Raw genomic sequence first — 15,833 nt, forward strand, 5'->3', positions numbered from 1 at the left:
CTCAGGATGCGCGCTCGGCCACCTCCAGCAGCAGGCGCCCGGCGAAGCCCGGGCGCACGCCGTCCGGGCTGGCCAGCGCGATCTGCAGCAGCCGGGTGCCGCCGTCGCCCTGCTGCAGGCTGGCAGCCAGTGGCGCTTCGTCGCCGTGCAGCGAGGCCAGGCCGTAGCGCACGCTGCCGTCGCGGATCGCGAAGGTGATCCGCTCGCGGTAGTTGTAGCTGTTCATGTAGTTTCGCCGGAACAGGCGGCCGCCGACCTCGAACAGCGGCACGTGCACGGCCAGGTCGATGTAGAACACCAGGGCGCGGTCCGCCGCTTCGCGGGCGGCCTTGAGCAGGTAGCCGGTGAACAGGTAGACCGGCTTGCCGTCCTTCACCAGTGCGTCGTACTCCATCAGGATCGCCGAGTTCTGGTCCTGGCGGCGCTCGTTGAGCATGTACAGCGCGTTGCGCACCGAACTGGCGGCATCGATGTAGTAGGAGCCGCGGACCTCTTTACCGGCGTCCTTCTCGGCCTGGACTGCGGCGGGCAGGGACAGCGCATCCACTGCAAGGCGCGCGGTGATGCCGACCTCGCCGAACAGGAACCGCCGCAGGTTCTGGTAGCCCTCTTCGGAATTGACGATGCCGTAGGGGCCGGAATGGCTGCGGTGCGCGATCGCGCGCGGCGCACCTTCGATCGAGGCGTCGGCGATCGCCACCAGGCCGTCGCTCATCGGTCCGGCGGCCTTCTTCGACAGCCCGGCGAAGGCCTCGTAGTCGCGGTGGTTGGAGCCGATGAAGCAGAACGTGTGCTCGACCGGGAACGCGCCGTCCAGCGAATTGACCGGCGCGCCGGCAGGCAGCTTCAGGTACTCGCGCATGCGCCCGCGGTTGAAGTTCGAGACCTGCAGGCCGTCCAGGCCGCCGAAGTCGGGCACGTTCATGCCCAGCATCTCGATGCCGCCGTGCGGCGTGCCGTAGGTGTAGAAGCGGCCGACATGGTGCCGTGCGCGGGCGGCAGCGCTGTCCAGTTCCAGCGCCTTGTCGCGGGCGGTGTCGCCGGTGCCATGGCGGCAGAGGTTCTGCAGGTAGCTGCGGCAGACCAGCCCGCCCATCGAGTGCGCGACCAGGGCGACCTGGAAGTCGCGCGCGGCGGCCGCATCGTCTCCGCAGATCGCCCGCCGCACCTGCAGGATGAAGGCGCGCAGGTCGGCGGCGAACTGCTCCATTCCGACCCGCCTGCCGGTGCCCAGCGATTCGGACACCTGTTCGTAGTAGCGGAACACCCAGACCGAGCGGGGCGGGGCGGTGCCCGGCTCGTAGTCGATGCCACCGCCCTGGTAGGCATCGACGTAGTCGTGGTCCTTGATCAGGCGCAGCAGCGGCGATTCGAAGATGAAGCGGACCGGCTTGCCGTCCCAGCGCTGGCGCAGGTGCGAGGCGCCGAGGTTGAAGCCCATGTACGGGTCGGCGGTGGTCGCCTCGATCTCGGCCATGGTGGCGGCGTAGCCGCGCACGTAGATGATCGGCAGGAAGGGGGGGCTGACGCGTGGCATGGGCTGTCCTTGGCGATGCAGCCGCGGGCGCGGCCGTCCAATTCGAACACGGTTTGCGTGACCGGCGCCGGTCAGCGGCCGCAGCCGCGTACGAAAGTGCGCGCGGATGATTGACCGTTCCGTTCTGGCCGATTAAGATGCGCGCCCTGCAACACAGCATGCAGATCCGGGCGGTTAGCTCAGCGGTAGAGCATTGCCTTCACACGGCAAGGGTCACAGGTTCGATCCCTGTACCGCCCACCAGATATGGGAAAGGCCGGCTTCGATGCCGGCCTTTTTCTTTTTGCGGCCGGGACTTAACAGCCCGCTTCGTTGCCGGCATGATCGGAAGCCGCCCGGCGGATCCGGACCGGACGAAGGAGCACCATGCAGCCCAGCCAGATCGAGCAGGCCTACGTACGCTGGCGCGTCCCGGCGCTGGTCGCCTCGGTGTTGTTGATCGTGGTCCTGCCGTTCGTGCTGGCGCGGGACTGGAGCCTGGACGGGCTGGAAGCGGCCGAGTCGGTCCGGCACACGCTCGAGGTGGAGGCCGCGGTGCATGCGCTGGAAGCGCAGCTGCGCGAGAGCGAGTCCTACGCGCTGGCCATCGCCGCCGGCGCCGACGACCCGGTCTACGGCCCGGGCCTGGAGCGCAGCATCGCGCAGACCGCGCCGGCGCTGGCGCGGCTGGAGGAACTGAGCCGCGACAACCCCGGGCAGCAGATCCTGATCGGCCGGCTGCACGAGCAGATCCTGCGGCGCATGGAGATCTGCCGGCGGCTCGCGCTGGGTGCGCCGCTGGCCGAGCGCCGCGACCTGATCCACGACATGGGCTCGCGCTACCGGGTGCGCGAGCTGTTCGACCAGATCCTCGGCAACGAGCAGCGCCTGCTCAACGAACGCAAGCAGTACGCGCAGCAGCAGCAGCAGCGGATCGGCTGGCTGACGATGGGCGCCGTAGTGGTGCAGGTCGCGCTGCTGGCGCTGGTGATCTACCTGCTGTACCGGCTCGAGCGCAAGCGCCTGACCACCGAGCGGCGCCTGCGCCGGGCCAGCGCGCGAGCGCTGGCGGTGCTGCAGACCGTGCGCGAACCGATCGCGCTGCTCGATCCCGGCCTGCGCGTGATCATGCACAACACCGCGTTCGCCGAGCTCTACGACACCGAGGAAGACGAACTGCGCTCCACGCTGGACGAGGTCGGCAACGGCGCATGGCGCGATCCGGTGATCCGCCAGCGTCTGGTCGACGTACTGGTGCGCAACCGCGAACTGTGGGATTTCGAGCATGTCCAGCGCACCGCCGACGGCGTGGTCCGGACCATGCTGATCAACGCCCGCAGGATGCAGCTGCCGGACCGCGAGGACGACGCGATCCTGATGACCGTCAGCGACATCAGCGCGCACAAGGTGGCCCAGCAGCGGATCGCGAACCTGAACCGGCAGCTGGAAGGCAAGATCGAACAGATTTCGGAAGTCAACCGGGAACTTGAAGCGTTCAGTTATTCGGTGTCCCACGATCTGCGTGCGCCGCTGCGCCATGTGGCAGGATTCTCCGACAAGCTGTCGCGCCATCTGGGCGATGGCATCGACGAGAAGGGGCGCCACTATCTTGGGGTGATCGGCAGTTCGGCGCAGCGGATGTCCAGCCTGATCGACGACCTGCTGGTCTACTCGCGCCTGGGCCGCAGCGCGCTGAGGCTGCAGGCGGTGGACATGCAGTCGCTGGTCGCCGAGGCCCGCGCAGTCCTGGACTCCAACCTCGAAGCCGACGCAGAGGCCGGCGGCCGGGCGGTGCACCGGGTCGAGTGGCGCATCCAGCCCCTTCCCATCGTGGTGGCCGACGAGAACATGATGCGCCAGGTCTGGCTGAACCTGCTTGGAAACGCGGTCAAGTATTCCGCCCGGCGCGAGCCGGCCCTGGTCGAAGTCGGCTATCACCTGAACGACGAAGGTGCGCATCATTTCAGCGTGCGCGACAATGGCGTCGGTTTCGACATGGAATACGCGCACAAGCTGTTCGGCGTGTTCCAGCGCCTTCACAAGCCCAGCGAGTATCCGGGCACCGGTATCGGCCTGGCGAGCGTGCGCCGGGTCCTGACGCGCCACGGCGGCCAGATCTGGGCCGAATCCGAACCCGACAAGGGCGCCGTCTTTCATTTCGTCCTGCCGCCTCCGCCGGACGCCTCCTTCTCTTCCGAGAACATCCAATGACCACGATCCGCACCATCCTGCTGGCCGAAGACAGCGCCGCCGACGCCGAAATGGCGATCGACGCGCTGCGCGAGGCCAAGCTCGCCAACCCGATCGTGCACGTGGAGGACGGCGTCGAGGCGCTGGAGTACCTGCAGCGCAAGGGGCGGTTCGCCGACCGCGCCGACGTCGATCCGGCGGTGCTGCTGCTGGACATCAAGATGCCGCGGATGGACGGGCTGGAGGTGCTGCAGCGGATCCGTGCCGACGAGCGCCTGCGGCGGCTGCCGGTGGTGATCCTGTCGTCCTCGCGCGAGGAAAGCGACTTGGCCCGCAGCTGGGACCTGGGCGCGAACGCCTACGTGGTCAAGCCGGTCGACGTCGAGCAGTTCTTCGGCGCGGTCAAGACCCTCGGCCACTTCTGGGCGCTGGTCAACCAAGCGCCGACGAGCGAGGGCTGACATGCCGTTGCGTGCGATCAGCAGTGTCCACAAGGTGCGTGTCCTGCTGGTGGAAGACTCGCCCGAGGACGCCGAGCTGGTGCAGATGCAGCTGGAGGACGCCGGCCTGCGCGCCGACTTCCTGCGGGTGGACGACGCGCAGGGCGTGGCCTCGGCCCTGGCCGGCTTCAAGCCCGACATCGTGCTGTCGGACCTGAGCATGCCGGGGTTCTCCGGGCACGAGGCCCTGCGCATCGTGCGCGGCCAGGCCGCGCTGATGCCCTTCATCTTCGTCTCCGGCACCATCGGCGAGGACGCCGCGGTCGAGGCGCTGCACGACGGCGCCAACGACTACATCCTCAAACACAGCAGCGCGCGCCTGCCGATGGCGGTCGAGCGCGCGCTGCGCGAGGCCCGCACCGAGGCCGAGCGGCAGCGTGCCGAGGCCGAGCTGATGCGCACCCAGCGCCTGGAAAGCCTGTCGCTGCTGGCCGCCGGCCTCAGCCACGACCTGCGCAACATCCTGCAGCCGCTGCTGATCGTGCCCGACCTGCTGCAGCAGCGGACCGACGACCCGCGCCTGCACCAGCTCGCGGCCGTGGTGGCCGAGTGTGGCCGCCGCGGGCACGAGATGGCCGAATCGATGCTCTCGTTCGTGCGCGGGTCGCGGCGGGCCAGCGAGCACATCGCGCTGGTCGATCTGTTCCACGCGGTCGAGCTGCTGCTCAAGGGCAGCCTGCCGCGCGGCGTCGAACTGGAGCTGGCCATCGCCGACCAGGCGCTGGCGGTGGAAGCCAACTACACCGAGCTCCAGCAGTGCCTGCTCAATCTCTGCCTGAACGCCCTGCATGCGATGCCCGACGGCGGAAAGCTGACCCTGTCGGCCGATCAGGTCGGCCTGCAGGTCCGGATCGGCGTCAGCGACACCGGCGTGGGCATGGACGACACCACCCGCGCGCAGCTGTTCACGCCGTTCTTCACCACCAAGACCAGTGGCACCGGCCTGGGGTTGGTGTCGTGCAAGCGCATCGCCGAGAGCAACGGCGGCCGGATCGAGGTCGCCAGCGCCGTCGGCGAAGGCACCCGTTTCGACCTGTGGCTGCCGCTGCCGGTCGAGATCGCCGACGAGGATGCCGAGCAGATCCCGGCGCCTGCGGCCGGCCATGGCGAGCGGATCCTGCTGGTGGCCGCCGAGGCGGCCCAGCTGTCGCTGCTCGGCCACGCACTGGCCAGCCAGGGCTACGTGCCCGACATGGCGACCGATGGCGCCGCCGCGCTGCGGCGCTGGGTCGACGGCGAGGCGCCAGACCTGGTGGTGGTCGACAGCGGCATCTCGATGCTGACCGCCGCCGGCCTGCTGGCGGCGATGCACGAATCCGGCTACGCCGGCCCGGCCATCGTGCTGGAGGATGCCGCCTCGCCGCTGGAGGAAGCGCTGCTGCCGCCGGCACTGCCACTGCGGCGCCTGCAGCGTCCGATCGGCATGCGCGAGTTGTTCGAGTCGGTCGCCGAGGCCCTGGCCGAAAGGCACGCCACCGCCTGATCGCACCGCTTCCGGGGCCATCTGCACGCCACCGCGCCCGCCTATACTGGCGCGGTCTTGGCGGAACGGATGCGTGTGCATGGAGCAGGTCGGACAGGGGACGCGGTGGATGCGGCGGTGCCGGTCGGCGGTTGCGACCGTCCTGCTGGCGTTGGTGATCGTCGGATGCGGACGCGACCCGGGCGGGCAGCTGCCGCAGGCCGGTGGCGAGAAGATCCAGGCCCAGCGCGAGACGGTCGAAGGCTTCGGCCTGGTCCGCGCGTTTCCCGACCAGCACGACGGCCAGCTGACCCTGGCGCTGGAGTTCTCGCAGCCGCTGGTCGGCACGCAGGATTTCGATGCGCTGCTGCAGGTCGATCCCAAGCCGGACAACGGCAGCGGCTGGTCGCTGTCCGAAGACGGTCTGACCCTGCGCTATCCCTACGTGGAGGCGGCCAGGGATTACCAGGTCAAGGTCTCGGCCGACCTGGTCGCCGCCGATGGCACCCGGCTGGGCCAGGCGATCGACAGGCAGGTGCACACCGGCGAGCTCGAGCCGGTGGTCGGCTTCGCCTCGCAGGGCAGCGTGCTGCCGGCGCGCGAAAGCCGCGGCCTGCCGGTGGTGTCGGTCAACGTCGAGGAGGTCGACGTCGAATTCCTGCGCGTGCGCGATGCCGAACTGCCGCGCTTCTATGCCGCATTCCAGAAGGGCGGCCGTCGCGGTGGCTGGGAGCTGGACAGCGAGTACGGCGAGCGCACGCCGCTGCGCGAGCTGGCCGAGCCGGCCTACCTCAACCGCTTCGTACTCGGCGGCGAGCGCAACGAGCGCGTGCTCAACTACCTGCCGGTGCAGGACATCGCCGAGCTGCAGCAACCCGGCCTGTACTTCGCGGTGATGCGCCGGGTCGGCCAGTACTCGGACCAGTACGACACCGCCTTCTTCAGCGTCAGCGACATCGGCCTGCACACCCGCGCCTACCGCGATACGCTGTACGTGCACGCGGCCTCCCTGCACGACGGCTCGCCGCTGAAGGGCGCCGAACTGCGCGTGCTCGACGCCAGGGGCCAGGCGGTGCTGAAGGCCTCCACCGATACCAACGGCAACGCGCTGCTGGACTACCGGCTCGATGCCGGCCACGTGCTGGTCGCCCGCCGCGGCAAGGACGTCTCCCTGCTGCCGTTCAACCAGCCGGCGCTGGACCTGTCCGAGTTCGCGGTGGACGGCCGCGGCCAGGCCGACTTCGACGTGTTCGCCTGGTCCGGCCGCGACCTGTACCGGCCGGGCGAGACGGTGCGCATCTCCGCGCTGCTGCGCGACTTCGACGGGCGCGCGCTGCCGGCGCCGAAGGATGGAAACGGCAAGGGCCAGCCGCTGTTCCTGCGGCTGAAGCAGCCTGATGGCCGCGTGTTCCGCGAGACCCGGCTCGAGGCCGGCACCCAGGGCCATTACCGGTTCGAGCAGGAGATCCCGGCCGACGCGCCGACCGGACGCTGGCAGGTCGAATTCCGCACCGATCCGGGCGCGGGCGAAGCGGTGCAGGGCATGACCCTGCGGATCGAGGAGTTCCTGCCCGAGCGGATGAAGCTGGACCTGTCCAGCCCGCAGGAGACGCTGGCGCCCAAGCAGCCCTTCAGGCTGCAGGCCGACGCCGCGTACCTGTACGGCGCGCCGGCCGATGGCAACCGTTTCACCGCGCGGCTGACGGTGGCGGTGGCGCGCGAACCGTTGCCGGGCAAGCTGCCCGGGTACCGCTTCGGCGACGCGACGGTGAGCCTGCCCAAGGATCCGCGCGACGTGATCGACACCAGCTTCGATGCCAAGGGTCGGGTCGAGGCCGAGCTGCCCCTGCCCGAGGAGGTCGACGGCAAGACGCCGGTGCTGGCCACGGTCAGCGGCAGCGTGCACGAGAGCGGCGGCCGCCCGGTCAGCCGCACCCTGCAGCGGGTGGTCTGGCCGGCCGATGCGCTGGTCGGCGTGCGCCCGCTGTTCGACGAGGCCGATGGCGCCGACGCCAACGGCAATGCGCGCTTCGAGCTGGTGCGCGTCGGCCGCGACGGCCAGCCGCTGCCGGCCAAGGGGCTGCAGCTGACCCTGGTGCGCGAGCTGCGCGACTACCACTGGCGCTTCGACGACGAAGGCGGCTGGGATTACGACTTCACCCGCCGCTTCGAGAACAAGCAGACCCGCACGCTGGATGCCGGCACCTCGGCGACCGCGTTCGACGTGCCGGTGGAGTGGGGCGAGTACCGGCTCGACGTGTTCGACCCGGACACCGGCCTGACCATGCGCTATCCGTTCCGCGCCGGCTGGAGCTGGGGCGACGAGAACCGCGGCCCGGATGCGCGCCCCGACAAGATCAAGCTGGCGCTGGACCGCACCGGCTACACCGCCGGCGACACGCTCAAGGTCACGGTGACCCCGCCGCAGGCCGGGCGTGGCGTGCTGCTGGTCGAGAGCGACAGGCTGCTGTACGTGCACGACATCGAGGTCCGCGGCAGCGAGGGCAAGGCCACGGCCACCTTCGAGATTCCGGTCACCGAGGACTGGGAGCGGCACGACGTGTACGTCACCGCGCTGGTGTTCCGCGGCGGCTCGGCGGCCAGCCAGGTCACCCCGGCGCGTGCGGTCGGCGTCGCCCACGTGCCGATGTCGCGCAAGGACCGCCGCGTCGCGGTCGGGCTGAAGGTGCCGGAGCAGATGCAGCCGGGGCGCGCGCTGCCGGTCACGGTCAGCGTGCCGCAGCTGGCCGGCCAGCAGGCGCACGTGACGGTGTCGGCGGTGGATGTGGGCATCCTCAACATCACCCGCTTCCCGGTGCCGGACGCGAACGCGCATTTCTTCGCCCAGCGTCGCCTGGCCACCGATGCCTACGACGTGTACGGGCGGGTGATCGAGAGCTTCGCCGGCGGCACCGCGCGGCTGCGCTTCGGTGGCGACATGGCCCTGGCGGCGCTGCCGCAGGCGCGGCGCCCGACCGCCCGCGTGCAGACCGTGGACCTGTTCTCCGGGCCGGTCGCGCTGGATGCGCAGGGCAATGCCAGGCTGCAGCTGCCGGTGCCGGATTTCAACGGCACGCTGCGGGTGTCGGCGCTGGTCTATGGCGATACCCGCTACGGCAACCGCGATGCCGAGGTGCTGGTGCGGGCACCGGTTGTGGCCGAGGCCGGCATGCCGCGGGTGATGGCGCCTGGCGACGCCGCGACGGTGACGCTGGACGTGCAGAACTTCAGCGGCAAGGCCGGCAGCTTCAAGGTCCGGGTCGACGGCGAGGGCCCGCTGGCGATCGCCGAGGGCGAGCGCACGCTGGAGCTGGCCGATGGCGCCAAGCGCACGCTGAACTTCCCGCTGCGTGCGCTGGAAGGCCACAGCGTCGGCAAGGTGCGGGTGCGCGTCGATGGTGGCGGCTACACCGTCGACCGGCGCCATGAGCTGCCGGTGCGGGCGGCCTGGCCGTCGATCCTGCGCGCGCAGACACGCGTGCTCGGCGCCGATGGCGTGCTGACTCTGGATGCGGCCCTGGCCGATGGGCTGATGGGCGAATCGGTGCAGGCGCGGATGCAGGTCTCGGCCTTGCCGCCGGTGCCGTTCGCCGCAGCCCTGCAGGGCGCGCTGGAGTATCCGTACGGCTGCGCCGAGCAGACCACCAGCAAGGGCTACGCCGGCCTGCTGCTCGATGCCGAAACCGCGGCCCTGTTCGGCGTCGCCGGACTGGACGCCTCGGCCCGGCGCGCACGCATGGAAGGCGCGTTCGGCCGCCTGGCGGCGATGCAGTCGGCCAATGGCCACTTCTCGTTGTGGGGCGGACAGGGCGAGGCCGATCCGCTGCTGACCCCGTACATCGCCGAGTTCCTGCTGGATGCGCGCGAGGCCGGTTTCGCCGTGCCCGAGGGCATGCTGCAGAAGGCGCTGGACCGGCTCTCGGAGGACCTGCTGTCCGGCGCGAACCAGTTCTACGGCCGCGACCGCCGCGAGCACCTGCGCTTCGCCAACCGCGCCTATTCGGGCTACGTCCTGGCACGGGTCAACCGTGCACCGTTGGGCACGCTGCGCGCGCTGTACGACAACGAGAAGGGCAGCAGCCTGACCGGCCTGCCGCTGGTCCACCTGGGCCTGGCGTTGAGCCTGCAGGGCGACGCGAAGCGCGGCGCGGCGGCGATCGCCGACGGCTTCGCCCGCGATCCGGACCAGCGCCCGTGGCTGGGCGACTACGGCAGCCGGATCCGCGACGACGCGCTGATGATCGCGCTGCTGCACGAGCGCGGTCAGGGCAAGCCCGAGTACGACGCGCGCGCTGTGGCGCTGGGCCGGGCGATCGATGCCAGGCGCGGCGGCGACAGCGGCAACCGGTTGTGGCTGAGCACCCAGGAGCAGATGGCGCTGGCGCGCATGGGCAAGGCGCTGGGGGCCACCCAAGGCCGGCGCATCGGCGGACAGCTCGCCATCGGCGACAGCAGCGAGACGGTCGCGCCGGCGCGGATGGTGTCGCGGCTGTTCGACCGCGCCGCGCTGGCCCGCGGCGTGCGTTTCGTCGCCGAAGGCGGGCAGGGACCGCTGTACGCCAGCATCGACGTGGCCGGCATTCCGCGCCAGCCGCCGGCCGAGGACATGCGTCGCATCGGCGTGGTCCGCGACTGGTTCCTGCCCGACGGCAAACCCTGGCGGGGTGGCCCGCTGAAGGAAGGCCAGACCCTGGTCGTGCGCCTGACCGTCAGCGCCGACCAGCCGATGCCCGACGCCCTGGTCACCGACCTGCTGCCGGCCGGCCTGGAGATCGAGAACTTCAACCTGTCCGATCCGGCGCAGTGGGACGGCGTGGACATCGAAGGCGTGTCGATCGGCGAACGTGCGCAGGCGGCCGACCTGCGCCACGAGGAGTTCCGCGACGACCGCTACGTGGCCGCACTGCGGCTGGGCTCGGGCAGGTCGCGGCTGTTCTACCTGGTGCGGGCGGTGACGCCCGGCACCTACAACGTGCCGCCGCCGATGGCCGAAGACATGTACCGTCCGGAGCTGCGCGGCGTCGGCGCGTCGAGGCCGGCGACGATCACGGTGATCGCGCCCTGAGCCGGGCAACGCCCCGCATGCGATCGGCATGCGGGGCCTGCGGTCTGCGGCTGTCTGCGCGGGAGATCACGCGCGTGATGGCGGATGGGAATCCGGTTGCGGCCATGCCCGCCGATTCCGGGCGGCTGCGGTTTCGCGGCGGAGATTCCCAGCGCGCGCCGGTGACGGGAGTGGTTAGGGCCATGCTTCGCCGGCGCTGCCGGGATTCTGCGTCGCCAGTTTTCAGGGCCTGCGCCAGCGCATAAAAAAAGCCCCGCGGGTGGGCGGGGCTTCAATATCGAATTCTTTGTGTCGACTGGTATCAGATCAGTCGAGCGGAGTGATGTTCGAAGCCTGAGCGCCCTTCGGGCCCTGGGTGACCTCGTAGCTCACGCGCTGACCTTCCTTGAGCGAGCGGAAACCCTTGGAATTGATCGCGGAAAAGTGCGCGAACACGTCCGCGCTGCCATCCTCCGGCGAAATGAAGCCGAATCCCTTGGCGTCGTTGAACCACTTGACGGTACCGTTGGCCATGATGCTGCGTAGTCCTTGCGATTGACGGAATGTGCGGCGGCCGCCACACCCGCCGAGTATGCAAATCCTCGCGCGTGCTGACAATCCGTGCCGCAACATAATTCTTACATCGCCGATCACGCCGCCAGCGATGCACCAGCGTGGTGCCTTCGGCCCGTCGGACGTCCCGCCGCGCCGGGCATGCACCTGCCCGGCGAGACCGCGGTGCGGCTCAGCCGCGGGCGAGTTCGGCGACCAGTTCGGGCAGGCCGGCCGAGGCGGCGGCCACGTTGTCCAGCACTTCGGCCAGGGTGATCTCGGCGGCATCGCCGCAGCCGGCGGCCCAGTTGGCGACGATCGCCAGGCAGGCGTACTCCAGGCCCAGCTCGCGCGCGAGCGCGGCCTCGGGCATGCCGGTCATGCCGACCAGGTCGCAGCCGTCGCGGCGCATCCGTGCGATCTCGGCGTTGGTCTCCAGGCGCGGGCCCTGGGTGGCGCCATAGCAGCCGCCATCGACGACGCTGGCACCGGTGACGCGCGCGGCCGCCAGCAGCTTGGTCCGGAACAGGGGACTGTACGGATGGCCGAAATCGACATGCAGGGCCTCGCCTTCGCCGTCCCAGAAGGTCGACTCGCGGCCCCAGGTGTAGTCGATCAGCTGGTCCGGGCAGGCCAGCACGCGCGGGCCGTAATCGTCGGTGATGCCGCCGACCGTGTTCAGCGCCAGCACGCGCTGCGCACCGGCCTGCTTGAGCGCATGCAGGTTGGCGCGGTAGTTGACCCGGTGCGGCGGCAGCGCATGGCCTTCGCCGTGGCGGGCGAGGAAGGCCACGCGGCGGTCGCCGAGGCGACCGATCCGCAGCGGTCCGGAGGGCCTGCCGTAGGGCGTGTCGACCTCGCGTGCCTCGACGTCCTCCAGCGCGGCCAGGCGGTACACGCCGGTGCCGCCGATCACCGCCAGCGCGATCTCCATGCGCTCAGTCCCGCAGCGCGTAGATGCCGGGCAGGTTGCGGCCCTGCTCGGAGTAGTCCATGCCGAAACCGAACACGTAGCGGTCCGGCACGTGCACGCCGACGTAGTCGGCGCTGACGCCTTCGATGCGGCGGTCGTGGTCCTTGACCACCAGCGCGGCGATGCGCACGTCGGTGGCACCCTGTTCGATGCACCAGCGGCTGACCTCGCGCAGGGTCTGGCCCTCGTCGAGGATGTCGTCGACAAGCAGCACGCGGCGGCCGTACAGCGAGGTGGCCGGGCGGTGCTTCCAGACCAGTTCGCCGCCGGCGTTCTCGCCGCGGTAGCGGGTGGCGTGCAGGTAATCGAACTGCAGGTCCAGGCCGCGTGCGCCCAGCTCCAGCGACAGCTGTCCGGCGAACGGCATGCCGCCGTGCATGATCGTCAGGAACACCGGCACGAAGCTGTCGCCGAGGCGGTCGCGCGGGACATCGCCCATGTAATCGTGGGCGATCTGGCCGGCCATGCGGGCCACGGCGTCGTCGATGGTGGCGCGGTCGACCAGCAGGTCGGCGCGGGCGAGGACTTCGGAAATCAGGAGATTCGACATCAGGTGATGCTACCGGATCAGGGGGGAAGGCTGAACCGCCGGAGCCGGCGGCCGGCCGGGAAGGTCAGGCGAGGGAGGTGGGTGGCAGGTTGGCGCGGGCACCGCCGTAGCGGGTATCGGCGAGCAGGCCGTCCCAGCCCAGCGCGCCGCGGCCGATCAGGCCCAGCAGCGCGGCGGTGTTCAGTGCACGGCCTTCGACCGCGGCCAGCGAGTCGGCGACCAGTTCGGGATGGCAGACCAGGACGACGTCGCAGCCGGCATCCAGGTGCGCGTCGACGCGGGCCTTGATGCCGCCGGCCGAGTAGGCCGCGGCCATGCCGATGTCGTCGGAGAAGACCACGCCGCGGAAGCCCATCTCCTCGCGCAGGATCTGCTGGATCCAGCGCGGCGAGTAGCCGGCCGGCTCCGGCGCGACCTGCGGATAGGCCACGTGCGCCATCATCACCGCGTCGGCACCGGCGTCGATGCCGGCCACGAACGGGACCAGGTCCTCGCTGCGCAGCACCTCCAGCGGGCGCGGGTCGACCGCGTCGTCGAAGTGGGTGTCCTCGAGCACGGTGCCGTGGCCGGGAAAGTGCTTGAGCGTGGCGCCCATGCCGACCGAATGCATGCCGCGCACGTAGGCGCGGGTGAACGCGGCGACCACCTGCGGGTCGTCGCTGAAGGCGCGGTTGCCGATCGCGCGGTTGCCGCGGGCCAGGTCGACCACGGGCGCGAAGCTCAGGTCGACGCCGCTGGCGCGGATCTCGCTGGCCATCAGCCAGGCGTGTTCCTCGGCCAGGCGCAGTGCGGCGGCCTGGTCCTGCGCGTAGAGCTTTCCGAAAGTGTCCAGCGGCGGCAGCGGGCTGTAGCCATCCTGGAAGCGCTGCACGCGGCCGCCTTCCTGGTCCACGCAGATCAGCTGCGGGCGCGGCGCGGCGGCACGGATCGCCGCCGACAGCTCGGCCACCTGGTCGCGCGAGGCGAAGTTGCGCTTGAACAGGATCACCCCGGCGACGGCGTCGTGCTGCAGCCAGTCGCGTTCCTGGGCGGTGAGTTCGGTGCCGGCGACGCCGATCACGAGCATGCGGTGGAGCTCCGTCAGACCGCGCGGTGCGCGCGTGACCGGATTGTCGCAGATGCGGGTGCCGCTGTTGGAGGCCGGCGATGTCCGCGCACCGCGACCGGCACGACGCCGTGGCCGGAGGCTGTCGCCGCGCATGCGTCGGGGAGGCGGAGATCGATCACAGCGCGTCGATGGAAGGCGCGGCCGGCAGGCGTCGTCGGCGTTGCCGTTGCGGCTGAACGTCAGGACGCTGAGGGTCTCGGCGAGCGTACGGGCACGATGGCAACGTGGCACAGCGTGCCCGTTGCGGCGGCCATGGCGATCTCGGCCCCGTGTCGGGGGAGCCGCGTGCCGACGCGCACTCGCGCGGAAGCACGCTCGTACCGGTATGGCCTGGCGTCGGACCGGCATGGGGCGGAATCAGGGGGGCGACCCCGCCTTCAGACGCTGCAGCCCTCGGGGCCGCACGCCTGGTCCGGTGCCGGTTGCGCGGCCGCCGCTGGGGCGTCGGCCTGGGCCTGGCGCAGGGCCTGGGCGAAGACCTCCGGCGGCTGTCCGCCCTGGACCGCGTAGCGGCCGTCGATGACGAAGGTCGGCACCGCACGGATGCCCATCGACTGGGCCTGGGCGATGTCCGCACGGACCTCGGCCAGCCCTTCGTCGCCCGCCAGCAGCGCGTCGACGCGCGCGGCCGTCAGTCCGCCGGCGGCGCCCGCGGCGACCAGGGTGTCGCGTCCGGCCAGGTTGCGGCCGTCGACGAAATGGGCGCGGAACAGCGCCTCGCCCACGGCCCCCGCGTCGCCTTCGCGCGCGGCCAGCCACAGCAGCCGGTGCGCGTCCAGGGTGCTGACCTGGACCTGGCCTGCATCGAAATCCATCGGCAACCCCTCGGCCCGCGCCGCGGCCTGGGTACCGGCCAGCATCTGGGAGACCCGCTCGCCGCCGCCGAACTTGGCCGCCAGCGCCTGGCGCAGCGGGACCGGGTCGGTGCCGGCCTCGGGGTCGAGCTGGAACGGATGCCAGTGGACCTCCAGCGCGGGGGCGTCATCGCCCAGCAGTTCGACACCACGCTGGAAGCGGTGCTTGCCGATCCAGCACCAGGGACAGACCACGTCGGACCAGATATCGATTCTCATCGCAGGCACATGGGGATGGCACCGGCGGTACGCAAGCGTGGCAGCGGCATGGTCGCCGCGGCGGCAGGGCCCACCGCCCGTGCGGACGCTGCCGACCTGGCGCCGGGCTGGCGCGATGACCGGGAGCGGCCGGAGCCGCAGGCCTCGACGTCACCGTGTCAGCCGGGCGACGGGTGGGTCGGCCGGCCGTTTCAGGCGCCGCCGCGACGCTCGTCCTCGCTCCACTGCGCATACGGCCGGGAGGCCAGTGCGAGGTTGTAATAGCGGGTCTGGTCGGTGACCTCCATCCCGGCCCAGTCGGGCAGGGCGAAGGCTTCGTCGGCGGCATCCAGTTCGATCTCGGCCACGACCAGGCCGGCGTTGTCGCCGAGGAATTCGTCGACCTCCCACAGGTGGCCCTCGTGCTCGACGTAGTGCCGGCGCTTGTCGACCAGGCCGCCCACGGTCAGCGCGAGCAGTGCCCGGGCGTCGTCGACCGGCACCGGGTAGTCGAACTCCTGCCGGGTGTGCCCGGACTCGCGCGACTTGATGTTCAGGAAGGCCTGGTCGCCTTCGATCCGGACCCGCACCGACGCCTTCTGCCGGATCCCGTCGACCAAGGCCAGGTCGTTGAGGTAGCCCTGCGCCATCGGCTGCACGCGCCCGGCGGCGTCACGCCAGCCGTCGCCCTTCACCAGGAACTTGCGTTCGATTTCGATGCCCATTGGTCCTGACCCTGCGTGGTGGGCGGCCATGGTAGGGCGGGGCGCCCGGTCCGAACAGCGCATCCTGCCCGTGCTGCGGACCGGCGCGCACGGCACGTTTCCCGCGTTCCGTCATGGACGCTTCCGGGGCCATCGTGTATTAAACCGGCTTCCCCCGCGCT

Annotated in this window: 11 protein-coding genes and 1 tRNA gene; 5 read left to right on the forward strand and 7 right to left on the reverse strand. The window is 70.8% G+C overall.

What is annotated here, in order from left to right; translation table 11 throughout:
- Position 1: 1 nt before the first annotated feature.
- Positions 2–1,537, reverse strand: a complete 1,536-nt coding sequence (locus IB242_RS05170; RefSeq protein ID WP_192276472.1) for a hypothetical protein — start codon at positions 1,535–1,537, stop codon at positions 2–4.
- A 168-nt stretch (positions 1,538–1,705) separates the two neighbouring features.
- On the opposite strand from IB242_RS05170, the gene IB242_RS05175 reads away from it, so the two are divergent.
- The 5 genes from IB242_RS05175 to IB242_RS05195 all read left to right on the forward strand — a co-directional run bounded on the left by IB242_RS05175 (position 1,706) and on the right by IB242_RS05195 (position 10,733).
- Positions 1,706–1,780, forward strand: a tRNA-Val gene (locus IB242_RS05175).
- A 123-nt stretch (positions 1,781–1,903) separates the two neighbouring features.
- Complete coding sequence (locus IB242_RS05180; protein ID WP_192276475.1) at positions 1,904–3,727, forward strand: ATP-binding protein; 1,824 nt, start codon at positions 1,904–1,906, stop codon at positions 3,725–3,727.
- The gene (locus IB242_RS05185) at positions 3,724–4,167 is read left to right on the forward strand and encodes a response regulator (protein ID WP_192276478.1); all 444 of its coding nucleotides are present in this window, start codon (positions 3,724–3,726) and stop codon (positions 4,165–4,167) included. Before IB242_RS05180 ends, IB242_RS05185 begins: the two co-directional genes overlap by 4 nt.
- Position 4,168: 1 nt before the next feature.
- Positions 4,169–5,689 (forward strand): ATP-binding protein, encoded by a 1,521-nt coding sequence (locus IB242_RS05190; RefSeq protein ID WP_192276481.1) that lies wholly within the window; start codon positions 4,169–4,171, stop codon positions 5,687–5,689.
- Positions 5,690–5,798: 109 nt separating this feature from the next.
- On the forward strand, positions 5,799–10,733 hold the full coding sequence (locus IB242_RS05195; protein ID WP_192276484.1) for an alpha-2-macroglobulin: 4,935 nt from the start codon (positions 5,799–5,801) through the stop codon (positions 10,731–10,733).
- Between the two features lie 306 nt (positions 10,734–11,039).
- Here the strand turns inward: IB242_RS05195 and IB242_RS05200 are convergent, their stop codons facing one another.
- The 6 genes from IB242_RS05200 to IB242_RS05225 form a co-directional block, all read right to left on the reverse strand.
- Positions 11,040–11,246: a cold-shock protein gene (locus tag IB242_RS05200; RefSeq protein ID WP_162309646.1), complete on the reverse strand. Its 207-nt coding sequence runs from the start codon at positions 11,244–11,246 to the stop codon at positions 11,040–11,042.
- A gap of 211 nt (positions 11,247–11,457) precedes the next feature.
- A complete protein-coding gene (locus IB242_RS05205; RefSeq protein ID WP_192276487.1) occupies positions 11,458–12,198 on the reverse strand; it encodes an S-methyl-5'-thioinosine phosphorylase in 741 nt (246 codons plus the stop codon).
- A 4-nt stretch (positions 12,199–12,202) separates the two neighbouring features.
- Positions 12,203–12,787: a hypoxanthine-guanine phosphoribosyltransferase gene (locus IB242_RS05210; RefSeq protein ID WP_192276491.1), complete on the reverse strand. Its 585-nt coding sequence runs from the start codon at positions 12,785–12,787 to the stop codon at positions 12,203–12,205.
- Between the two features lie 64 nt (positions 12,788–12,851).
- Positions 12,852–13,853, reverse strand: a complete 1,002-nt coding sequence (gene nagZ, locus IB242_RS05215) for a beta-N-acetylhexosaminidase (RefSeq protein WP_192276494.1) — start codon at positions 13,851–13,853, stop codon at positions 12,852–12,854.
- A 419-nt stretch (positions 13,854–14,272) separates the two neighbouring features.
- Positions 14,273–14,968: a DsbA family oxidoreductase gene (locus tag IB242_RS05220; RefSeq protein WP_192276497.1), complete on the reverse strand. Its 696-nt coding sequence runs from the start codon at positions 14,966–14,968 to the stop codon at positions 14,273–14,275.
- A gap of 191 nt (positions 14,969–15,159) precedes the next feature.
- Positions 15,160–15,672 carry a CYTH domain-containing protein gene (locus tag IB242_RS05225; RefSeq protein WP_192276500.1) on the reverse strand — a complete coding sequence of 171 codons (513 nt, stop codon included), beginning with the start codon at positions 15,670–15,672 and terminating at the stop codon, positions 15,160–15,162.
- Positions 15,673–15,833 lie beyond the last annotated feature (161 nt).

Source organism: Xanthomonas sp. XNM01 (assembly GCF_014851915.1).
Lineage (GTDB): Bacteria > Pseudomonadota > Gammaproteobacteria > Xanthomonadales > Xanthomonadaceae > Pseudoxanthomonas.